We start from the raw sequence: 21,867 nt of genomic DNA on the forward strand, positions 1-21,867 counted from the left end.
GACCATAGGGCCTGATCATGTCAAAACAATATTTCCGGACCATCTGGATCTCTGATACTCACCTCGGGAACAAAAATACTCAGGCAGGCTTGCTGGCCGACTTTCTCGATTCAACTGAATCCGAAAAACTATTCCTGCTCGGCGACATTGTCGATCTGTGGAAGATGAGCCAAAAAGGACATTGGCCCCAAGCGCACCAGGAAGTACTGAAAAAAATCTTCGATAAAGCCCGTTCAGGTACCGAAGTCATATATATTCCGGGAAATCATGACCCCTTCTTTCGCGAATTTAACGGCCTGGGAATCGGTCATATTTCCATCCATGAAGAATATATTCATCACACCGCAAATGGTCAGAAACTGCTGTTACTGCATGGTGACCGGTTCGACGAGGAAATCACCTGCGCGCGCTGGTTATTCCATTTTGCTGACTTTCTTTATGAATCTATCATCACGGTTAACCGCCACCTTAATCGCATCAGAGCCAGACTTAACAAGCCTTACTGGTCACTCTCGGGCGCATTGAAAATCCGTAGCAAAAAAGTTCGTTCATACATCACCGAATTTGAAAAGAAAGTCATTGCCTACGGCAAAGAACAAGGCGTTGATGGTGTCGTTTGCGGCCATATCCATCAACCCAAACTGGATCGGATCAATGGGCTGATCTACGCCAACGATGGTGACTGGCTGGAAAGCTGCTCAGCATTAGTGGAAACCACTGATGGAAAACTGCAACTGATGGACTGGAGCATCAATACGGTCCATCAACCACAACCGGCAACCGCATAGCACAGTACTATAGAAACCACATCGGACCTGAGCAATCAGGTCCGCCAACACCCGTTGCCCCCAGCAGCACACTCAGTACCAACGAAAGCCTATACCGCTCCCTACTACTCTCTCAGATAGCAACTCGACTCAGCCTTGAAAACAGGGTGAACAATAGATAGACCGATCACCAGCAAATACAGAAGAACCAGCCAAACATGACCACTAAGGGACAGGAAATAGGTGCTGCGGAGGTTTGCAGAAGCGTCTCAGAACATTGGGATTGGCTTCCAGATCGACCGACCTGGAAGCCAGACAGCAGGTTAAAAATTAATGGTGATACTGCGCTTTTCTTTCTCAGATTCAGGGCGCTCATGGTATTCGCCCGTCACCACCGGCTCCGCCAGAGGTAAAGACTGCTTGCGACTGGAATACTGCTCGATGATGGGTTCAACCAGCGTTGAGGTCAGGCCCGTCCAGCTAGGATCAGTTTTTTCGATACCGTCCTCACGATAACGATGCAATACCAATACTTGGTTGAATATACTGGCTTTTCCTTCCTGCAGAGTCACCTGCATATCAAACACATGCTTACTCTTGGAAAAGTGGAAATATTTCGGTGAGCTGGGAGTTTCACGCATCGCCCAGTCGGTAATGGTATAAGTACCAGCGTTCAGCTGTTTGACTTCTATCCACGGCTTGGAGGCATAAGGGTAAAGATCTACCGTAAACTCCTCTCCCTGACTGTCGCGCATAAATAGCAGGTAATTGATGTTCTGGGCGCCGCCCACTTCGTCATCAATTTGCAGCGGCACCAGCAGCCTGGCATCTCCAGTGGGAGTTTTGCCTGGCAAACCAGCGCATCCGGCCAGCGTTAATACGGCTGTCAGCAACAGACAGATGCGGTTCATATGAGTCATAGCATATCCTTGGTGTTATTGTTCTACGATGTTTTTTCTGTTTTGGTGGAGGATACAGCATCCTCCGACTGATCGGGATTGTCACTACCGGCTATTTCGACAACTTCGAAGTCTTCACCCTTCAACTCGGGTATATCAATTTTTTCAAAGTTTTTATCAAGCTTACCAAGCGTACTGCACATGTTATCCAGACGGGCATCCTGAGCATGCATGTGGTCCAGCATAGCTTTGATCGCGTGAGCAATTGGATCCGGCATTTCAGAGACACCATACGCATCAAACCCAAGGGCCTTGGCAATCTGAGCGCGCTTGGCATCAGCTTGTTCCTGTTCGGGTATTGGCGTTGGTGCTTTGATGATTCTGCCTGGAACACCCACAACCGTAGCGCCAGCCGGAACAGGTTTGGTGACCACCGCATTCGAGCCGACTCTCGCTCCTTCGCCAACGGTGAAAGGTCCAAGAATTTTGGCTCCAGCCCCAACAATCACATTGTTTTCCAGAGTCGGATGGCGTTTTCCAGGCTCCAGACTGGTACCTCCGAGAGTGACACCCTGGTAAATAGTGACATCATCACCAATTTCGGCAGTGCCGCCGATAACCACTCCCATCCCATGATCAATAAAGAAGCGACGACCAATTTTGGCTCCGGGATGAATTTCAATGCCAGTGAGCCAGCGTGCAAAAGTGGAAATCATCCGTGCCAGCCATTTGAAATCCCAACACCATAACTTATGACTCAACCGATGGAACAGAACTGCATGCAGGCCTGGATAGGTGGTCAATACTTCAAAAAAATTCCTGGCTGCTGGATCACGATGAAAGACGCTGCTTACATCTTCTTTGAGTCTGGAAAACATAATAGTTCCTTATTTTGGCTTGAGCTTCCCGGAGGCCGCTTTAATAGTCTGCTTCAAGATTCCACGTAAAATATTGACTTCCGTTGTGTCTGGTTCCGCCCGCAAATACAACCTGCGCAGGCGATTCATCAGAAGCTTGGGATTATTGGGATCAAGGTATTCGATATCAACCAGCGCCTGCTCAAGATGACTGAAGAAACCTTCCATCTGGGCATGGCTGGCAGGAGGCTCTTCCCTGACGGCAGACCACTGATAATCAACCTCTTCGGCCAGATACGCCATCCGCAACTCATAACTCAGTACCTGTACGGCTGACGCCACATTCAATGAACTGTAGTCCGGGTTCGCCGGTATGTGCAGGTGAGCATGACACTGAGCCAATTCATCATTGGTCAACCCGCTACGCTCGCGACCGAAAACCAGAGCGACAGTCTGCTGCTGTGACGCCACCGCCAGCGCCTTCTCAGCGGCCTGACGGGGATTCAGTAACGGCCATGGAAAACTACGGCTACGGGCACTGGCACCCAATACCAGAGTACAGTCACTGACTGCCTCAGCGAGGTTAGGCGCGGTACGGCATTGCTGCAACAGATCATCTGCCCCTGATGCCCGCGCCATAGAGACATCAGAAACCACTTCACATTGCGGATTGGCTAATACCAGATCGTTCAACCCCATGGTTTTCATGGCTCTGCAGGCAGACCCGATATTGGCACTCAGAGAAGTTTCAACCAGAACGATTCGAATATGAGCTAAGGCGTGCAACATGGTTCCCCAAAAACGATAAGTAGGCCTATTGTGCCTGTAGCGCTCAATCGAATACACCCCTACTATTTCAACCCACTTTTATGTAAACTCCGCCGCCACTTCATTAGTAGCTGTTTAACAACCAAAGTACCTTACCATGCAACCGACTTTAAACATCGCGATGCGTGCAGCCCGTGCTGCCGCCGAAAAAATGAAATACACCTATCAGCAGATCCCTGCTCTGTTGGACGAGGGATACAGTCTCGAGAAAATTTTTACTGAAGCAATGGAAGGTGCTGCCGCCAGAGTTGTCAAAAACCTTTGGGCGGCCCATCCCACTCATAACATCATTTTTAAACAGCTTGGCGAGCATCCTGCCAAAAATCCGGAAAAAAGCCATAAGTGGTATGTGAACCTGCTTGACGGCGACCTTAATTTTCAAACCGGCTATCCTGCAGCTACCGTTTGTGTAGCCCATGCTTTTAGAGATAAATTCGAGCAGATTGCCATCATCAATATTTTCAATGACGAAGAGTTTGGTTGCGTACGCGGCCGGGGCATGACCCGTAATGAACAGCGCATGCGCGTCACCAACGTCCGTCGTCTGGATGGCATAAGCTGTGGCGTGCATGGCTTTGATACCGATCCATCCTGGGTCAGCTGCTGCGGTACGCATAACGTCAGCCAACGGATTATTGGTTCTAGTCTGCTAACTCTCAGTTATTTTTGCTGCGGCTTTACCGATGCCTGCATGGTCAATGGTCTGAGTGAACATGATATGTCCATTGCTGCATTGCTACTGCAAGAGTCCGGAGCCATTGCCGGGGACCGTAAAGGCAAACCATTGTTCGCCAATAGCGCAGAAATCATTGCCGCCAACCCCAAACTGTTTAAGGTACTGTTACAGGCTCTGTAACTCGGTCGGTATTTATTTCATTGTCAGGCGTTAAAACTCTATGGCTCGATCACTGCAGATACTCGCCGGTAAACGCGCATTCCAGCACCTGAAGGAACACGGTCTTCGGGCTCAGGATGTCAAAATGATTCTCGGAGCCTCTGGTGGGCCCAAATGGTTTGTTTTATCGCGGCTGGATCAATACCTGAACTCAAAATTCCTGAGCCAGGCCAATCAGCCCATCCAGTTAGTTGGATCATCTATCGGTGCCTGGAGAATGGCCTGCTATGCCGAAAGTGATCCCAAATCCGCAATACTACGACTGGAACAGAGCTATCTGCATCAACGCTACCCGCGAAAGGCCTCCGGCGCAGTGGTTTCTGCGAATGCCCAAACCATGCTGGAGGAGTTTCTGCCTGACAGTGAAATCGATTTTGTGCTGGAAAATTCCAACCGGCATTTGAATATTGTAACCGCACGCTGCCATGGCTGGTTGGAACAGGAATATAAACCCAAACAACTGACCGGATTTATGGGCAGTGCTGTCGCCAATGCTGTTTCCCGGAAAATGCTTAATCGTTTTTTTGAGCGAGTGGTGTTTTCGCAACACATGAGCGACTCGCCCTACAGAACTTTGGATGGCATACCGGGACGCTTAAGCAGCTTAAACCAACAGAACCTTAAGAGCGCACTGCTAGCTTCAGTGTCCATCCCTGTGGTGCTAGAAGGCGTTCAGGATATCAGTGGTGCCCCAAATGGCACTTACCGCGACGGAGGACTGCTTGATTACCACTTTGACCTGCCCTTCCGCGTGGAAAACGGCATTATCCTTTATCCACATTTTGCTCCATTACTGAAGCCAGGTTGGTTTGACAAATCTCTGCGCTGGCGCGGGGTGAATGCCCGAAATTATGAGGATGTCGTACTACTGGCACCTACCGCGGAGTTTATCCAGCATTTGCCATACGGAAAAATTCCAGACAGAGGCGATTTCAAAAAAATACCCGATAACGTGCGGGAACAGTACTGGAAAGATGCCATAAAACAAGGACAGCGGCTGGCTGACGATCTGCACGAATTACTGCATTCAGACAGACTGGTCGTTGAAATGAAAGAGTTAATACCCAGCAGACTGCGATCACTTAAACGCTGAATCAACGTCGCTGCTCTTTACGCTTGGGATCTGTGATCAGCAAATACCAGATACATCCCAGTACAACTGCACAGCACATCAGAATAAAGCTCTCGTACATCCTGCGACCTCCGAACATACCCGTTCAAATTATCTTACAGACCATCACTCTGTCTGATCTCTCATATTAATTATCATGGCAATGTATAAGACTTGAGCAATTATCTGCCAGCGGTTTTTAGTTAAGGATCGTAAGTGGATCGATGAGACTGGTAATAATCGGCAGGCAAAAAAAAACGGCAATTTAAATTGCCGTTTTGGGGTGTTTTACAGGCTAATCCTTAAGCCAGGAAGGAATTTCCTCAACCCCATCCTCTTTTGGTTTTTCCGGTGGCATGAGATCTTCTTTGGTCAACTTCAGCGCCATCTTCACGTTTGCGGCCACATAAATAGATGAATAGGTACCAATGAAAATACCAACCAACAATGCAACGGAGAAGCCAAAATTGAGCTCACCACCCACCAGCAACAATGCCAGCAACACAACCATGGTGGTGAATGAGGTCATTAATGTCCGGTCCAGAGTCTGGGTCAGAGAAACATCAATAATATAATCGACATCATCACTGCGAATTAGACGAAAGTTTTCACGAATCCGGTCAGACACAACAATGGTATCGTTCAACGAGTAACCAATCACAGCCAGCACTGCTGCCAATACCGTCAGATCCACCTCAAACCGGGTAACACTGAAAAAACCGACCGTAATGATCACATCGTGGACCAATGCGGCCACCGCCCCCACTGAGAATTTGATCTGGAAACGAAACGCGATATAGATCATTACAATGATCAGCGCCAGCACCATGGCCAGACCACCTTTTTCACGCAGTTCCTCACCAACCGATGGACCAACAAACTCGCTACGGCTTAATTTGACATCTGAACCATCTTTTTGCAGCACGGCGAGAATATCGTCACCAATCGTGGCGCTCTGAGTATTCTGCAGCCGCATCAGAATATCGCGGTCAGAACCAAAGTTTTGCACCATGACATTATCGTAACCGGCTGCCTGCAATTGCGAGCGTACACTGCCAATGTCCACCGACTTGGCATATTCCACCTGAACTTCACTACCACCCGTAAAGTCCAAGCCAAAATTGAGCCCTTGAATTGCAATGGAGGCAAGGCTGAGCAGGACCAGAGTAATCGAAAATACTGCCGCTATCTTACGATAGCGCATGAAAGGAATACGTTTTACTTCTGCCATTTCCAGACCTCCCAAATGGGTAGAGACTTCAGTTCCTTGCGACCCAAAACCAGGTTAGACAAAGACCGGGTCAACATAATTGCCGTAAACATGGACGTGATAATACCGATCGACAGGGTTACCGCGAACCCTTTCACCGGGCCAGTACCCACTGCATAGAGAATCACCGCCACGATCAAGGTAGTCAGGTTGGCATCCAGAATAGTCACAAAGGCACGGTCATAACCAGCATTGATAGCCGATTGCGGCGGTAAACCGTTTTTCATTTCCTCGCGAATACGACTGAAGATCAACACGTTAGCATCGACCGCCATCCCCACATTCAAGACGATACCGGCGATGCCCGGCAGAGTCAGCGTAGCGCCCAACATCGACAACATTGCAACGATCAACAGCAGGTTCACGAACAAGGCAACATTGGCAAACAGACCAAAAACCCGGTAAACCCCAACCATGATGATCATTACAGCTACAAAACCAACCACAACAGAAACAAAACCAAGACTGATGTTGTCAGCCCCAAGGCTGGCACCAATGGTTCGTTCGTTAATAATCTTCATAGGTGCAGCCAGCGCGCCAGCACGCAGCAACAAAGCCAGTTCTGTGGCTTCGGCGGGACTGTCGAGACCAGTAATGACAAAGCTGTTGGAGAATACTCCACGAATCGTGGCAAGACTGATAATGCTCTTTTCTTCAACAGTATTATAAATAGGCTGCTGCTCGCCATTGACCAGTTTGTAGCTGGTTTCTGTTTTCTGTTCGATAAACAGTACCGCCATTCTGCGGCCAACAGAGTTCTTGGTGGTCTGCCCCATGCGCGAACCGCCTTTGCTATCAAGCTCGACGTTCACCTGCGGCAACCCTTGCTGATCATATGAAACACGAGCGTTGGTGACATTATCACCTGACACGATCACACTGTTTTCCAGACTGGCACTCGATTGACCCGGCTTCTGATCACGGAAATAAAACACCTCCGCTCCCCGATCATTCGTCTGAGCTTCCAGGCGGAATTCCAGATTGGCGGATTTACCGAGTAATTTCTTCGCCCGTGCCGGGTCCTGAATACCTGGTAGCTCGACCACGATCCTCTCGCGCCCCTGACGCAGTACCTGTGGTTCGGCAACACCCAGTTCGTTCACCCGGTTTTTCAGGGTGGTCAGGTTCTGGCTGATGGCGTAGTCCTCAAGCTCTTTGATCTTGGTTTCAGAAAGAGACAGCTTAAGTGCCAGATCAGCATTCATATCCTCACGAGTGAAATCACCAAAATTAGTACGGATAAAACTCTTGCCGGTATCCATTGCATCCTGGTCGCGAAAGATGACTCGCAAAGCCCATTCATTGGGAATTCGATTAACAGAGCGGAATCGAATCTTTTGCTCCCGCAACTGACGCTTCAAATCTGCCTCATTATCAGACATTTTCTTGTTCAGGAATTCATCCATGTCCACCTGCAGCAGGAAGTGAACCCCGCCGCTAAGATCCAGACCAAGAGTCATTGGACTTGCACCAATGGCTGCTAGCCATTTCGGTGTGTTGTCTTCTTTATTTAGCGCAACCACATAGTTGTCACCCAAAGCGACCTGCACAGCTGTTTTGGCCTGAAGCTGTTTATCACCATCCTTTAGACGCACAGTCACATTTTTTTCGGTCAGTTGTTCACCAAAGTGTTCAATGCCGACTTCATCCAATACCGTCAGAATTTGCTGTTCCAGCTCGACACTGGCATTCAACCGGGTGTCGGTGGGGGTGATTTGAATGGCGGGATCGGGTGCATACAGGTTGGGAAGACTGTAAATCACTCCCAATGCGGTAATCACCAGTACCACCAGATATTTCCAGATAGGATAGCGGTTCATTAAATTTATCCGTACTCGATTAACAAAAAAAGCGCCTGCTGGCGCCTTTGGTTAGGATTCTTTTTAAATGGCCTTCAGCGTTCCCTTTGGCAGGGTTGCATGAATTGAGGATTTCTGGAATTTCATCTCAACTTTTTCAGACACTTCCACCACGATGAAATCATCAGTCACTTTTGTGATCTTGCCACATATACCACCAGAGGTAACCACCTCATCGCCCTTGCCCAGGTTGGTAATTAAATCTTTGTGCTCTTTATTGCGTTTTGACTGAGGGCGCCAGACCATCAGGTAAAAAATGACCACAAATACACCCAACATGATCAAAGGCGACCAGGCAGGCGGCTGAGCAGCTGGGTCAGCGGCCAGAGCCAGAGACGGTACCAGGGCCATGATCACAGCAAGTAGCTTTTTCATTAGTGTTTACTCCAGGTTTTTTATCTTCTAAACAATTTTTGGGTTATGCCAACGACGGAGTTTCGGCTCCGCGCTTCTGGTAAAACTGGTCAACAAAGGCCGAGAGGTTACCTTCTTCAATAGCCCCACGCAAACCAGCCATCAGGGTCTGGTAATAGCGTAGGTTATGAATCGTGTTCAATTGCGCACCCAGCATCTCTTTGCACTTGTCGAGGTGGTGTAAATAGGCCCGACTAAAGTTTTTACAAGTGTAACAGTCACATTCCGGATCCAAAGATGACGTATCGTGACGGTGTCTTGAATTTCGGATCTTTACAACACCTTCACTCGTGAATAAATGTCCGTTACGGGCATTACGGGTAGGCATAACACAATCAAACATATCAACGCCACGGCGCACGCCTTCAACAAGGTCCTCAGGTGTTCCAACCCCCATCAGATAGCGAGGCTTATCCGCCGGCATCCGGTCTGGCAGATAATCCAACACCTTGAACATCTCTTCTTTCGGCTCACCCACAGAAAGACCACCGATGGCATAACCGTCAAAATCAATCTCAGTTAATCCATTCATGGATTGCATGCGCAGATTTTCGTACATCCCCCCCTGAATAATGCCAAACAATGCAGCAGGATTGTCCGCATGAGCTTCTTTGGAACGTTTGGCCCATCGCAGCGACATTTCCATCGACTCCCGGGCCTCTTTTTCAGTAGCCGGATACGGCGTGCATTCATCGAAAATCATCACGATGTCAGAACCAAGATCCCGCTGCACCTGCATCGAAATCTCGGGAGACAGCTCCACCCGGGCACCATTGACGGGTGATTGAAAGGTCACCCCCTGCTCGGTAATTTTGCGCATTTCGCCCAGACTGAATACTTGGAAACCACCGGAATCCGTTAGAATGGGCCGCTGCCAGCCGTTAAAATCGTGAAGATCTCCATGCTCCCGTATCACTTCTGTACCGGGGCGCAGCATCAGATGGAACGTATTGCCAAGGATAATATGCGCGCCAATTTCCTCAATATCTTTGGGCAACATGCCTTTGACGGTACCGTAAGTACCCACCGGCATGAACGCGGGTGTTTCAACTTTGCCACGCGGAAAATGTAAGGTCGCCCGACGCGCCTTTCCAACCGTAGCTTTTACTTCAAACTTCATAAAACATTCGCGACTCATCAGTCTTTCTCCGCAACGGACTGGTTTCGAGTAATAAACATGGCATCACCATAACTGAAAAAACGATATTCCTGTGCAATGGCTTCGTGATACGCCTGCATCACAGCCTCCTGCCCCGCAAATGCACTGACCAGCATGATCAGCGTGGATTGAGGCAAATGAAAGTTGGTCACCATAGCGTCGACCACCTGGAACTGATAACCCGGATAAATAAAGATCGAGGTGTCACCACGACGAACCCAACCATCTTCTCCACGGGCAGCAGACTCCAGCGATCGTACCGACGTTGTTCCCACCGCAACGACCCTGCCGCCACGTTCGCGGGTCTGTTGAATCGCGGCTACGGTTTCTTCCGGAATGTCATACCATTCAGAATGCATGACATGATCCTCAACCTTATCAACCTTGACCGGCATAAACGTACCCGCCCCCACATGCAGGGTCACGAAAGCAGTCCGGACACCTTTGTCCGCAATCGCCTGCAACAATGCCTCATCAAAATGCAGCCCCGCCGTAGGAGCGGCAACAGCACCTTTTTTTTCTGCATAAATGGTCTGGTAACGACTTTTATCTGATTCGTCGTCCTCGCGTTCCATATAGGGTGGTAACGGCATGTGACCATTGCCTTCCAAGGCTTCAAACCAATGTTGTGCACCGGCAACAAGTTCCAGCTCAAACAGATTATGCTGCCGGCCCGTCACTTCCACCGCAATCCCACCATCGAAAATCAAACGCTGCCCGGCTTTTGGTGCCCGACTGGAGCGAACATGAGCCAGGCAACGGGTCTCGGTCAGCAGTCGTTCAAACAGCATTTCCACCTTGCCACCGGAACTTTTCTGGCCATAAAGCCGCGCAGGAATAACACGGGTATTGTTAAACACCAGCAGATCATCGGCATTCAGCAACGACACAATATCAGTGAAACGTCGATGAGCTAACGCGCCGGTCTCCCCTTCCAAGGTCAATAACCGGCTGGCGCTGCGCTCAGACAACGGATACCGGGCGATCAAATGGTCGGGCAAATCAAAATCAAAATCCTTAACGGACAGAGGTGAAGCACTCATGAATTTATAAATAACGATGCTAAGCAATCAAAGGGCCGCGGATTTTAGCGCAATGCAGCCTGAGTGCCCATCCGCAAATGTCAGAAACTGATCAATCGATCTTACAGAATCCGCAAAACGCACTGCCACCCACCTGTAAAACCTGAAGGTCCGGAATAAATTTACAGGAAGTCATTGACATAAAAGGATTTTTTCGTAGAATGCGCAGCCTCTGTGCCAGAGTGGCGAAATTGGTAGACGCAGTGGATTCAAAATCCACCGGTGGCGACACTGTGCCGGTTCGAGTCCGGCCTCTGGTACCATGAATTCAGAAAAACCTGCTTTAAGCAGGTTTTTTTGTATCTGTAGTTTGTATCCGGGACCGGATGTGATTAATAGTCTCTGACCGAACGCTTACCTCTGCCTGCCTTAACGACCTACTTGCTCATACCCGACAAATCTGCAACTGCACGTCATGCTCGGCCATTAACTGAGTAATGGTGGTATTGGGGGTTTTATCAGTGAAAAAGGCATTGGCCTGTGTGATCGTACCAAGCTGTACCATCGCTCGACGGCCAAACTTGGAGTGGTCTGCTGCCAACAGCACACTGCGGCTGTGATCGATGATGGCCTGGGCGACTTTCACTTCGCGATAATCGAAATCAAGCAACATGCCATCTTCGTCAATCGCACTGATGCCGATAATGCCAAAGTCCAGACGAAATTGTTTAACGAAATCCATCGTCGCCTCCCCCACGATACCACCATCTTTGGCGCGTACCTCACCTGATGTGACAATCACCCGAAAGTCCTCTTTCTGACTCATCTGACTGGCAACATGCAGGTTATTGGTCACCACCTGCAGCCCTCGATGATTCATCAGGGCTCTGGCAACTGCTTCAGTGGTGGTACCGATATTAATGAACAAGCTACTGTGGTCGGGAATATTGGCTGCAATTTCACGGGCAATCGCTTCCTTCTCTTTCAGGTTGCGAATTTGCCGGTCCTGATATGGCAGGTTAGTGGTGGAATTGGTGGAGCTGGCACCGCCGTGGAATCGCTGAATCATGCGGGCGTCTGCCAGGATATTCAAATCCCGCCGTAAGGTTTGCGGGGTCACATCAAAACTGGCTTCCAGTTCATCTATGGTGGCAGTGCCGTTTTGTTCGATCATCTGCAGAATGGCAGACTGGCGGGCATTTAATGGTTTTTCTAACATGCTGCGAGTTTCAGACCGTTGATTCATATAACCTTAATCATTATGCAGCAACACCGATAAAAGTGGCAGCCATATTACTATTTAGACTTGCCCGAGCCTCCCATAAATGATAATAATTATCATTTTCACAAAAAGAGATCGCAATGGAAAACATGACTCTGGACAAAATCAAAGTCCAACTTGGCTCGGTACAAGAAACTCTGTTAATTCCCTTGTTCGGTCGCGCCGAATCCACGCGCCAGCGCTCCGGCCTGATCAATGACCCCATTGCAGTCGCTATTGTCAATCAGCTCGATTACGATTTTAGTAAATGGAAATCGGCTTTCGGGCTGATGGGTTCAAATATCCGCACCCGGATGATGGATGAGGAGGTTGCTACCTTCTTGAGCCGTTACCCCAATGGCACCGTGATAGAAATCGGCTGTGGCCTGAATACTCGCTACGAACGTCTCGATAATGGCAGAGCCCGGTGGATCGAAATTGACCTGCCAGACAGTATGAAACTGCGTCGGCAGTTCTTTAACAATACTGCCCGTCGAACCATGTTATCCGCCAGTGTTATGGAAACCGACTGGCTGAATGCGGTTGCTACATCCCATCCGCCGTATTGTTTTATTTCCGAGGCGGCAATCATTTACCTTAATAGCCATGAGGTCCAGCAGGCCCTGGAGCAAATTGCTCAACGCTTTCCAGGAGCCTGGTTTATCACTGATACGGCGTCTTCAGAGATGGTTCTCGGCCAGGATCAACACGATATTATGAAGAATATGTCACGAGACAGCTGGTTTCGCTGGCAGTGCGATACGCCGGAGAGCCTACAGGAGTGGGGACTGAGACTGATTCAGTCTCGTCATTTCCTGCAAGCTCCAAAGCAAGTCATAAACGCCCTGCCCTGGCCACACCGTTGGATATTCAAATACCTGCCATGGTTAGTCAGACATCGGATTGAAGGTTATAAAATCAATCGCTTTGTATTCCGATGATCATAATCAATCCTTCTTCAGCTGTTTCAGCAAGGCTGCCGGCAGCGAATTGATGATCAATCGTTCGTTGTCGGGATCAAACTCCACCTGAGAGCCAAGACTTTCATTACTGAAACTGATGGAGACTTCTTTGCTTTTGCCGGTATAACGCATGAAACGCTTCAGGCTTTTGCGATCCGGGATAAATTCCTTCTTGGCCTCCGGCTCGGCCTGTTCGATATACCGAATAAGACTCTCTGCTTCGGTATTACCTACTTCTTCATCAATGACTTCGGATAACTCCTGGCACACAACGGTTTCGCCTTGCTTATCCTGTTCTGCACAATATTGAACGGCCTTGCTGCGATAGCTGGCGCCTTTTTCTGGCGGCAATTGTTCGGTATAGGCCTTGACGATGGCCATAAAGCGTTCGGTATCAGCCGTGGTATCAACGGTATCGGTAAAGTCGGTAAATTCCAGCACGGTACTCTGGAGCGAACGATCACCAAAACCGAAACTGACAGTGAAGAAGTCTGTTTCCTGGTTTTCAAAAGCCGGAATATTAATGCAGGCGCCAAACCCGAGTTTGGTGAAATCCAGCAACATTCCCTGTGCCAGTTCAATATCATGAGTCAGATACATGCCATCTTTGTGCTTCAGATGAAATAGCCAGAAAAGACGTTCCTGCTGCAGTTCTTCTACTGCAAACAACCAGTGTCCGTCACTCTCCTGCTGCGTCTCCTGCAACTTTAACTGCAGCTGTTGCATAACCCGGCTGCTGTAGGCGGTGAAATCAAGGCTCCCCTGCAACCATTCCTGCGTCAGCGCTTTGAAATGTCCGCTCTCCTCATGAAAACGGCCATATTGTTTACTGGCGCGGTTATAGAACGAACTCTTTACCTCATTCACCAGATGTTTAAGAGATTCATCAAGATTCATTTCAGTATCACGCAAGTGCAGCTTCTCAGCGTGAGGAGTTTGAGTCAGATGATGAACAATGGCATTGGTTAAAGGCATAGAGAGATCCAGAATGGCAAAACGGGCGCGGATTATAAAAAACAGCTGCCCCTTGTGACCAGCACTTTGACAATCCTGAAAAACTGAAAAAGCACAGACCCGCTAAACATTGGGTTTCAGTGCAGTTTCTGGCGCTTTAAACGGATATCACAAACAAAACAAGCAAATTCAACAACAATCATTATAATCCTGCAATCGTTTTCAAACCTTACTGGCCCAACTACCTTGCTGTACAAACTCCTGCAACAGCGAAATCTGCTGTTACTGACTACCGCCCTTTCCGGACTCACATTTTCATTCATGATGCCATTGATGAGCCTGTTTCTGGTCGATGAACTGAAAGCCGAACCTTTTGTTATTGGCGTATACATGATTGCGATGACGGCTTCCGGTTTAATCATCAGTCAATGGCTAGGCAATCTGGCTGACCGCGGTTTCAGCACCAAAACATTGTTCCTGCTGGCCATGGCGGCAATCGCCCTGGCGGCAATCATTTATGCCAACACCCACTCTTTCTGGGTAGTACTGGTCACAGGTACTTTACTGGTTGGCCTGGGCAATTCATCTTCGCCGCAGATCCTGACTCTGAGCCGACAATATATTGAACAAACCGGTCAGGATGTCACCCGCTTCAATACCCTGGTCAGAGCATCATTTTCGCTGGCGTGGATTGCCGGTCCGCCGTTTTCATTTTCACTGGTGGCATCACTGGGGTTTGCGGCCGCATTTTATGCCGCTGCACTGGTTGCAGTGATCAACATAATCATCGGCTACAAGGTATTGCCGGATTACCGGAAGCCAAAAGCAGCACAGGTAAAACAGACTCATCCACCACTGTCGCTCACATTCTGGTTGCTTGGACTGGTGATGGGCCTGGGCAGCATTTCCAACAGCATGTACATCTCTGCCATGCCATTGCACGTACTCAATGAACTGGCATTGCCTGAATACTTGCCTGGCGTATTAATGGGCATGGCAGCCGGGCTGGAAATCCCGTTTATGCTGTATTCCGCACGACTGACCGCCTATATCAACAAAAATCATCTGTTGGTGATTTCGTTTATGGCAGCGCTGCTGTTTTATGGCGGAATATATCTGGCCACTGAAAGCTGGCAACTGATCAGCCTGCAGGTTTTGAATGGTCTCTATTTCGGTGTGTTTGCCGGACTGGGATTAACCATGGTTCAGGAACTAATGCCCGAGCGTATTGGCTTTGCGTCGGCTTTTTATACCAACTGTCTCAGAGTCGGCAGTATGACAGGCCACGCCTCAACAGGCCTGATTGCTCAATTCATGGATTTTAAAAGCACGGCCTTATTTGCATTCTCTGCCATACTGGTGGCTATTGTTGCACTTATCGGGTTTATGATCATACAACGCAGCCACCGGGATACGTCTGCCACAAGCTGACTTATTGACTCGCTGCCTGCAGGTATTGCGGGGTTGGCATAACCGCAATCTTTTGCTGTACAGTCATCAGCTCTGCCCAGTTCCAGTTAAAGTGTGCGATGAGTGTTTCAGCGCTGACAAATGGACGATCTGCGGTGGTGTGGGCGTCATCCGGCACAATGACATCATACCCCCGGGCAATTGCCCCTTTGATGGTACAGTCGACACAAAAATCAGTTGCACATCCGGTCACAACCACCCGATCAATACGATGTTGCTGCAACAGATCTGCCAAACGGGTGTGAATAAATGCATCGTTATAAGCTTTTGCCACCACCTCATCGTGCTGCTGATAGTCCATTGCTTTATTGATCTGCCATCCTGACGAGCCGCGACAAAATTCATGGGAATCGTCTTCATGCTGGATAAATACAATCAGCTGGTCACGGCTGCGAAAATGTCCGATCAATGAATTGATCCGCGCAATCACCTGCTCAATCTGGAAACGTTCGACTTCTTCGATGCAGGCATTCTGCATATCCACGACTAACAGTGCATCCACAAATATTTCCCCTTCTCTAAAACGCTAATCCGAGATGTATGATTGTGTTTGTCGAAAACCCGACAATTGTCAACATTCCACAATGATCTGCAATTGCCTGTGCCCGGAAAATCCGCTCATCAAGGAGTTGGTGTATTGCTTGCAGCAAACAGATATCCCGACGATCCGCAAATACGATCATGAAACCATTGTCCGATATCAATCAGGTTCTCCACTACCATGAACAGAGTAAACACCACACTCAACAATACGCACCTGGGCCTGGATTTTTAGATTGGGACAGCCAGCCGGATCCATTTCGCACCTGGCACGGCAGTTCCCGAATCGCTCTGCCACTGATATATGAGTCAGAGTCTCCGGATTACCATGGGATTTACCAACAGCCACCACAGCTCACCCCCTGGAACCTGGGTCATCTCAGCCAGTTTTTGGAACTGGCCATGGGCCTCAGTGCCTGGAAAGTTCATGGACCAGAACGCTGGGCCTTGCGCAACAACCCCTCCAGCGGAAACCTGCACCCTACCGAGTTATACATTTTGCTGTGGCGACCAATCAGTCCGAATCTACCTGCCGGATTATTTCACTACCACCCTTACCATCACGCCCTGGAACAACGGGCAGAGTTATCGCCGGCATCACTGGCCACACTGAATGAACTGTATCCAGACGCTCACGCGGCCCTGGGTTTTTCGAGCATTATCTGGCGGGAGGAATGGAAGTACGGGTCGCGTGCATACCGATACTGCCAACTGGACATTGGACACGCCTTGGGCAGCTGCCGTTACGCGGCGGCCAATTTTGGCTGGCCTTTACAACTGATACCAACACCCAGTGATCAGGACCTGGCGGCTCTGCTGGGGCTGGACAGGGATCAGGATTTCATCGACAGCGAACCGGAACTACCAGAATGCCTTGCCTTGCTGGGTCACCATGAACAAACCTGTTTTGACTGGTCCACGATTACTTATTGCCACTGGCAGGGACAGGCCAGCAAGATCAGCCAGGAACGCATCCACTGGCCGCAAATTAAACAACTGCTACCGGCTATTCAAAAACCCAGGCAATTGGAACATATTGATTATCTGCCACCTGCGCAAATAGAAGGCTCATCCTCTGCCAGTACATATCCTCTGGCACAGCTGATCCGACATCGACGCAGTGCCCAGCGCATGGATCCGGACTCGGAAATTCCCCTCGAGGATTTCTGCAGATTGTTGAGCCACTCCCAGCCCTCCCGTCAGTCCCCCCCGTTTGACGCCTTCACCTTTGAACCGGCTATTGACCTGTTGCTGTTCGTACATGCGGTGACAGGCCTTGCTCCTGGCATGTATGTATTTCCACGCCAGGAACCATCAGCAACTACGTTACTGGACGTATTACGAAACACCGATATTACCGTTGAACCGGTCGCTGGTATCGATCTGCCGCTGTTCCAGATCGGCCCAAGCCGAAATGTTCGCAAAGATATCGGTCGCCTATGTTGCCATCAGGGCATTGCAGTCCATGGGGCGTTTGCAGTTTCCATGCTCGCCAACATCCAAACCGTGCTTACCCATAACGGCGCATGGAGCTGGCGTCGACTGATGTGGGAAGCAGGGCTGATAGGCCAGTTACTGTATCTTGAAGCAGAAGCCAGTCAATTGAGCGGCACCGGTATCGGCTGCTTCCTGGACGATGAAGTATTACAAACGATCGGACTGACCTCCCAACAGAACCATGGCTATCAGCCGCTCTATCATTTCACCGCTGGCAAGGCCAAAATCGATACCAGAATTATCAGCGAACCTGCGTATGCTCATCTTCCAACCACCCCATCCAGTACAGGGGGACCACAGCGATGATTCAGTCAAAACCCGATGTCACCGATTATGTCGCCCTGTTTCAACGCTATGGTAAAGACCTTGGATCGCTTTATCGGGAACCCGATGATGATCGTTACGCACTACTGTTTGAACAAGTGATCCGCCTGCTGACCAGACCCTCACATTTCAATCTATCGTTGCCGGCCCCGTTCCGCACCACTGCACATCGTTATCGGGACGGTCACCAACCCACGCTTGAACACTTTAAAGACCCGGCCAACCGGCATTTTATGCTCTGCGACCTGCATGACATTATCATGCTCAAAGGTGGTCTGGCGGCAAAACGCAAGGAACCCTCATGAAGCCTGATACCGTTTATCAACTACTGCTCGACCACGTTGATCAGGATTTGCTGATCGATCACTGCATCCTCGGCCTGACCTGGACCGTCTGCCACACTCAGAAGAGTATCGGCTTTGCCCAAAGCCCTGGATTAGCCAGTCGGACGCTTGAATTTCCAGGCACTGTCGCCGGGTCGAAAGCACGGGATATTGCCGCATGGATACGCAGCTGGAACCCACACCAGGCAACCATAGGACTGGCAGCGATCAACGCCACCATCAACACTGCCAATAACTGGCTGATACAGGAAGCCACCCGGTTAACAGATCAGGCCATCGGCAACCTGGCGGTATTCGACTACCTCCGGCCACGTTTGCTGCATCAGAAAATTGTCATTATCGGTCGCTATCCAGGATTGGAATCACTGCTGGAGGGGCTTGATGTCACTGTGCTGGAACGCCAGCCAGGCCAGAACGACCTCCCCGATCCTGCAGCAGAATATCTGCTGCCAGAAGCGGACTGGGTATTTATCACCGCCACTTCGCTCATCAACAAAACGTTCCCTCGACTGGCCAGACTGTCACGTCACGCGGTGACCGTACTTATAGGGCCATCCACGCCCTGGCTGGCGGAACTCGCCCGCTTCGACATCGACTTTCTCGCCGGTGTCATTCCTGTGGACGCCCGCCGGGCCACCCAAATAGCCGCAGAAGGAGGCGGCACCCGACTGTTTGGAGAAGGCGTTTGCTACGGCCTGATCGATATTGGTCAAGACAGCCTTACGCAACTGAAACAAAAAATCGCTGATTGCGCGCAGCAACGACAACAATTGCAACTGAAGATGGAAAACTGGTACGCCGCCGGTTATTCCCAACGCTTCCCTGAGCACCACAAACTCGAAACCCTGACCAACAAACTCTCACAACTGGACACCCACTTTAAACGGCAGTGGGATGCCAGGAACTAACGGCTTACTGGTATGGGTGTCTTCGTCTACAGTTTGACCGACTAATTCGAGGGACACCCACTTCAAATCACACCTGTTAGCCTCCGGGGACACCCACTTTAAACGCACTCTAAACGGCAGTGCGATGCCATTGGCTGAACTTAACATAGAGTTGCGAAGTGAATTCGGCGGCCCATTTAAATATGCGTTTTATTTGAGACACTACACTAGACTCCAGGGATACCTACAATCAAAGTCACAATCATGTAACGTTACCTGATCGTAACCGTTCAAAAATCTCTGGTGATCCGAACCCACCTGTTTTTCCTCAGCTTTTTCCTCAGCCACCATCAGCCCCGTGTGGAAATGGCGGTTGATACCTGCCATGATGCGCCACGGCCTGTGCAGTCTTCTCTCAGGCACCTGAAACATATCCATCTTTTTTCTGAGACTCTTTATCTATCACCTGTTCGGTGTAGTTTTTTTAGGATTATTTATGAACCACTCTATTGACCCAATGGCCCGACCGCCCGCGTGGATAATTTGGATGCTGGCAACGGCCGTTGGTCTGATTGTAGCCAATCTCTATTACGCCCAGCCCTTAGTAGGGCCCATCAGCAAGCAATTGCATATGAGCTCAGAAAGCGCCGGTATGATTGTCACATTGACTCAAATTGGTTATGGCATTGGGTTACTGTTTATCGTGCCACTGGCTGATCTGATGGAGAATCGCACGCTGGTGATCCGGGTGCTGATCATTGCATTGCTGGCATTGTTGGTGTGTACCTTTACCCAGACTCAGGCATGGTTTCTGAGTGCCGCCTGGATGATCGGCCTCGGCTCGGTCGCCGTACAGATTCTGGTGCCCTACGCAGCTCACCTGGCACCGCCGCATATGCGCGGTCAAGTGGTTGGTAATGTCATGAGCGGTTTGATGATCGGTATCATGTTTGCCCGGCCAGTGGCGAGCTTTATCACCAGTATCAGTACCTGGCGCTGGACATTCGGTATTTCAGCGATGGTCATGGTGGCAGTCATGCTGTTATTACGCAAAACCATGCCAATACGACAACCGGAAACCAGGATCAGCTATGCTAAGTTGATCAGTTCTTTGCCGGGTCTTGTCCTTCAATACCCGATACTCAGACGCAGAGCTCTCTATCAGGCATGCCTGTTTGGGTCTTTCAGTCTGTTCTGGACCGTTTCACCTTTGTTACTGGCAAGCCCATTATTTGGATTAAGTCAGATGGGTATCGCCCTGTTTGCCCTGGCAGGCGTCGCTGGAGCCATTGCAGCACCGGTTTCCGGACGTGTGGCTGACCGTGGACTCGGAAAACCGTTTTCGTATGTGGCCATGATCATTGCCATTTGTTCGTACCTGATTACCTGGCTCGATCAGAGCGGTTCCTGGCTTTCACTGGCCGCTATGGTGACGGCCGCCATCATGCTGGATTTCAGTGTGACTCTGAATCTGGTGATCGGTCAACGCGCTATTTATGGTCTCAGTGACGAGTTTCGCAGCCGACTGAATGGCATTTATATGGCCACTTTTTTCACCGGTGGTGCCATCGGTTCTGCAGTTGGGGTCTGGGCATATGCTCATGGCGGGTGGCAAACGGCATCATGGATCGGCCTGGGAATGCCAGCATTGGCACTGTTGCTTTTGTTCAGTGATCGAACCGAGACCTGAAGCCTCAGTCCAGCTCCCGGTATTTTCGAATCCCCAGTACGGTGTAATAAATAATGGCCCCGGCGGCTCCGCTGTATAGACAGACTTCATGCAATGCGGAAACGGAGATGATATGCAATAGGCCGTTGTCTGTACTCAATGGAAAAAACGGCACGACATCTTCATGCATGATGCTATCCAGCAACACATGACTGATTGTTCCGATTGCGGCAGACAAAAATGCTACTCTCCAGGATATACGGATATTCCGTTCGGGATCCATGCCCAGTAAGAACAGCCCCAGTTCAGACAGATATTTTCCACTCAGTGCCGAAAATACAGCCAATAACGTCGCACCAATATAAGTATGGGAAAAACCATGCAGGTGTCCTGAACCAGTCAGTAAAACCAGCAGCGGCTGAATGTCCATGACCACTTGTGACCATCCAAACACCATCAGGCTGAATGCGCCATGCAGTAATGACTTGATAAACAGACCAGGACCCATGTGAAAGGGAGTAAACGGCATGATGAACTCCGATATTGTAATAAAAGACGCGGAGCGCCACCTTTCTATCGACCAATGAAACGCCTGACATGAACCAGACCGGCAAGTTTCAGGACTGGCTTGGCCAATAACTGTGCACTGCCGACAATAAACAGCCAGGTGCCGCTTTCCACCAGAGAATCATTTAGAAAGAAAAAACTACCAATCAAAAACCAGACTGCAATCAACAGGTCATTCAAAGCCCCCAGGGCTTCATAACGGTGTTGAATAATCAGGTGTTCATTACCAATCTGCAAATCCAGTTTCCGGGCATTCTGGTCAGTCACAATGTCACTCCTTACAGGTTATCGTGATATCGGTTCATAACAAA

At 49.6% G+C, this 21,867-nt stretch carries 22 protein-coding genes and 1 tRNA gene; 10 read left to right on the forward strand and 13 right to left on the reverse strand.

Annotation, left to right across the window (positions count from 1 at the left end):
- The first annotated feature begins 17 nt into the window (after positions 1 to 17).
- Positions 18 to 788, forward strand: coding sequence for a UDP-2,3-diacylglucosamine diphosphatase (locus ACQY6I_RS11180; RefSeq protein WP_428241572.1), 771 nt, complete (start codon positions 18 to 20; stop codon positions 786 to 788).
- Between the two features lie 302 nt (positions 789 to 1,090).
- Here ACQY6I_RS11180 and ACQY6I_RS11185 read toward each other — a convergent pair whose 3' ends face one another.
- The 3 genes from ACQY6I_RS11185 to ACQY6I_RS11195 are packed head-to-tail and all read right to left on the reverse strand — an operon-like array spanning position 1,091 to position 3,312.
- Positions 1,091 to 1,687 (reverse strand): hypothetical protein, encoded by a 597-nt coding sequence (locus ACQY6I_RS11185; RefSeq protein WP_428241573.1) that lies wholly within the window; start codon positions 1,685 to 1,687, stop codon positions 1,091 to 1,093.
- Positions 1,688 to 1,710: 23 nt separating this feature from the next.
- A complete protein-coding gene (gene cysE, locus ACQY6I_RS11190; RefSeq protein ID WP_428241574.1) occupies positions 1,711 to 2,544 on the reverse strand; it encodes a serine O-acetyltransferase in 834 nt (277 codons plus the stop codon).
- Between the two features lie 9 nt (positions 2,545 to 2,553).
- Complete coding sequence (locus ACQY6I_RS11195; protein ID WP_428241575.1) at positions 2,554 to 3,312, reverse strand: RNA methyltransferase; 759 nt, start codon at positions 3,310 to 3,312, stop codon at positions 2,554 to 2,556.
- A gap of 136 nt (positions 3,313 to 3,448) precedes the next feature.
- Between ACQY6I_RS11195 and ACQY6I_RS11200 the strand changes: the two genes are divergently transcribed.
- Together ACQY6I_RS11200 and ACQY6I_RS11205 are read left to right on the forward strand one after the other, a co-directional pair.
- Positions 3,449 to 4,207, forward strand: coding sequence for an inositol monophosphatase family protein (locus tag ACQY6I_RS11200; RefSeq protein WP_428241576.1), 759 nt, complete (start codon positions 3,449 to 3,451; stop codon positions 4,205 to 4,207).
- 40 nt (positions 4,208 to 4,247) lie between these two features.
- Positions 4,248 to 5,339 carry a patatin-like phospholipase family protein gene (locus ACQY6I_RS11205; protein ID WP_428241577.1) on the forward strand — a complete coding sequence of 364 codons (1,092 nt, stop codon included), beginning with the start codon at positions 4,248 to 4,250 and terminating at the stop codon, positions 5,337 to 5,339.
- Between the two features lie 313 nt (positions 5,340 to 5,652).
- On the opposite strand, the gene secF is transcribed toward ACQY6I_RS11205, so the two are convergent.
- The 5 genes from secF to queA form a co-directional block, all read right to left on the reverse strand.
- Positions 5,653 to 6,588: a protein translocase subunit SecF gene (gene secF, locus ACQY6I_RS11210; RefSeq protein ID WP_428241578.1), complete on the reverse strand. Its 936-nt coding sequence runs from the start codon at positions 6,586 to 6,588 to the stop codon at positions 5,653 to 5,655.
- Complete coding sequence (secD, locus tag ACQY6I_RS11215; RefSeq protein ID WP_428241579.1) at positions 6,576 to 8,447, reverse strand: protein translocase subunit SecD; 1,872 nt, start codon at positions 8,445 to 8,447, stop codon at positions 6,576 to 6,578. Before secD ends, secF begins: the two co-directional genes overlap by 13 nt.
- Before the next feature lie 63 nt (positions 8,448 to 8,510).
- Positions 8,511 to 8,861, reverse strand: a complete 351-nt coding sequence (gene yajC, locus ACQY6I_RS11220; RefSeq protein WP_428241580.1) for a preprotein translocase subunit YajC — start codon at positions 8,859 to 8,861, stop codon at positions 8,511 to 8,513.
- 43 nt (positions 8,862 to 8,904) lie between these two features.
- Positions 8,905 to 10,020 (reverse strand): tRNA guanosine(34) transglycosylase Tgt, encoded by a 1,116-nt coding sequence (gene tgt / locus ACQY6I_RS11225; RefSeq protein ID WP_428241675.1) that lies wholly within the window; start codon positions 10,018 to 10,020, stop codon positions 8,905 to 8,907.
- A gap of 17 nt (positions 10,021 to 10,037) precedes the next feature.
- Entirely contained in the window at positions 10,038 to 11,087 is a 1,050-nt protein-coding gene (gene queA / locus ACQY6I_RS11230; RefSeq protein ID WP_428241676.1) for a tRNA preQ1(34) S-adenosylmethionine ribosyltransferase-isomerase QueA, read from the reverse strand.
- Positions 11,088 to 11,317: 230 nt separating this feature from the next.
- Between queA and ACQY6I_RS11235 the strand changes: the two genes are divergently transcribed.
- Positions 11,318 to 11,404, forward strand: a tRNA-Leu gene (locus tag ACQY6I_RS11235).
- A 122-nt stretch (positions 11,405 to 11,526) separates the two neighbouring features.
- On the opposite strand, the gene ACQY6I_RS11240 is transcribed toward ACQY6I_RS11235, so the two are convergent.
- On the reverse strand, positions 11,527 to 12,327 hold the full coding sequence (locus ACQY6I_RS11240) for a DeoR/GlpR family transcriptional regulator (RefSeq protein WP_428241581.1): 801 nt from the start codon (positions 12,325 to 12,327) through the stop codon (positions 11,527 to 11,529).
- Between the two features lie 116 nt (positions 12,328 to 12,443).
- Here ACQY6I_RS11240 and ACQY6I_RS11245 point away from each other — a divergent pair, with 116 nt between their 5' ends.
- A complete protein-coding gene (locus ACQY6I_RS11245) occupies positions 12,444 to 13,283 on the forward strand; it encodes a class I SAM-dependent methyltransferase (protein ID WP_428241582.1) in 840 nt (279 codons plus the stop codon).
- A 6-nt stretch (positions 13,284 to 13,289) separates the two neighbouring features.
- Here the strand turns inward: ACQY6I_RS11245 and ACQY6I_RS11250 are convergent, their stop codons facing one another.
- Complete coding sequence (locus tag ACQY6I_RS11250) at positions 13,290 to 14,279, reverse strand: nucleoid-associated protein (protein WP_428241583.1); 990 nt, start codon at positions 14,277 to 14,279, stop codon at positions 13,290 to 13,292.
- 225 nt (positions 14,280 to 14,504) lie between these two features.
- Between ACQY6I_RS11250 and ACQY6I_RS11255 the strand changes: the two genes are divergently transcribed.
- Complete coding sequence (locus ACQY6I_RS11255; protein WP_428241584.1) at positions 14,505 to 15,689, forward strand: sugar efflux transporter; 1,185 nt, start codon at positions 14,505 to 14,507, stop codon at positions 15,687 to 15,689.
- A gap of 1 nt (position 15,690) precedes the next feature.
- On the opposite strand, the gene ACQY6I_RS11260 is transcribed toward ACQY6I_RS11255, so the two are convergent.
- Positions 15,691 to 16,230: an isochorismatase family protein gene (locus tag ACQY6I_RS11260; RefSeq protein ID WP_428241585.1), complete on the reverse strand. Its 540-nt coding sequence runs from the start codon at positions 16,228 to 16,230 to the stop codon at positions 15,691 to 15,693.
- Between the two features lie 179 nt (positions 16,231 to 16,409).
- On the opposite strand from ACQY6I_RS11260, the gene ACQY6I_RS11265 reads away from it, so the two are divergent.
- The 4 genes from ACQY6I_RS11265 to ACQY6I_RS11280 all read left to right on the forward strand — a co-directional run bounded on the left by ACQY6I_RS11265 (position 16,410) and on the right by ACQY6I_RS11280 (position 21,010).
- A complete protein-coding gene (locus ACQY6I_RS11265; RefSeq protein WP_428241586.1) occupies positions 16,410 to 18,071 on the forward strand; it encodes a SagB family peptide dehydrogenase in 1,662 nt (553 codons plus the stop codon).
- Complete coding sequence (locus tag ACQY6I_RS11270) at positions 18,068 to 18,394, forward strand: hypothetical protein (RefSeq protein WP_428241587.1); 327 nt, start codon at positions 18,068 to 18,070, stop codon at positions 18,392 to 18,394. Before ACQY6I_RS11265 ends, ACQY6I_RS11270 begins: the two co-directional genes overlap by 4 nt.
- Positions 18,391 to 19,341: a Rossmann-like domain-containing protein gene (locus ACQY6I_RS11275; protein WP_428241588.1), complete on the forward strand. Its 951-nt coding sequence runs from the start codon at positions 18,391 to 18,393 to the stop codon at positions 19,339 to 19,341. Before ACQY6I_RS11270 ends, ACQY6I_RS11275 begins: the two co-directional genes overlap by 4 nt.
- 475 nt (positions 19,342 to 19,816) lie before the next feature.
- Positions 19,817 to 21,010: an MFS transporter gene (locus ACQY6I_RS11280; protein WP_428241589.1), complete on the forward strand. Its 1,194-nt coding sequence runs from the start codon at positions 19,817 to 19,819 to the stop codon at positions 21,008 to 21,010.
- Between the two features lie 4 nt (positions 21,011 to 21,014).
- Here the strand turns inward: ACQY6I_RS11280 and ACQY6I_RS11285 are convergent, their stop codons facing one another.
- The gene (locus tag ACQY6I_RS11285) at positions 21,015 to 21,518 is read right to left on the reverse strand and encodes a hypothetical protein (RefSeq protein WP_428241590.1); all 504 of its coding nucleotides are present in this window, start codon (positions 21,516 to 21,518) and stop codon (positions 21,015 to 21,017) included.
- Positions 21,519 to 21,562: 44 nt separating this feature from the next.
- Positions 21,563 to 21,823, reverse strand: coding sequence for a YrhK family protein (locus ACQY6I_RS11290; RefSeq protein ID WP_428241591.1), 261 nt, complete (start codon positions 21,821 to 21,823; stop codon positions 21,563 to 21,565).
- Between the last annotated feature and the right edge of the window lie 44 nt (positions 21,824 to 21,867).

Source organism: Gynuella sp., from assembly GCF_050297175.1.
In the GTDB taxonomy this organism is placed as follows: domain Bacteria; phylum Pseudomonadota; class Gammaproteobacteria; order Pseudomonadales; family Natronospirillaceae; genus Gynuella.